Raw genomic sequence first — 293 nt, forward strand, 5'->3', positions numbered from 1 at the left:
TTGGCGCCGTAAACCGAGGAGGTCGAGGCGATCAGCAGGTGTTTCACCCCGAGCCGCCGCGCCGCCTCCATCACGGTGAAGGTGCCGATGACGTTCGAATCGAGATAAGCGCGCGGATTTTCAAGGCTGTAGCGCACCCCGGCCTGGGCGGCCAGATGCACGATCACCTCGGGGCGGAAGTCATCGGCCAGCGCATCGAAGCGGGCGTGATCTTCCAGCATCGCCTCGGTCGCGGTGAAATTGGGATGCTCGCGCAAGATCGCATGGCGGCGCTGCTTCAGGGTGACGTCGTA

Annotated in this window: 1 protein-coding gene; it reads right to left on the reverse strand. The window is 64.2% G+C overall.

The window, feature by feature from the left end; all coding sequences use genetic code 11:
• Positions 1–293: GDP-mannose 4,6-dehydratase (locus FBT96_RS19800; protein WP_136909707.1), on the reverse strand; the 293-nt coding region annotated here is incomplete at both ends.

Source organism: Rhodobacter capsulatus, assembly GCF_005144475.1.
Lineage (GTDB): Bacteria > Pseudomonadota > Alphaproteobacteria > Rhodobacterales > Rhodobacteraceae > Rhodobacter > Rhodobacter capsulatus_C.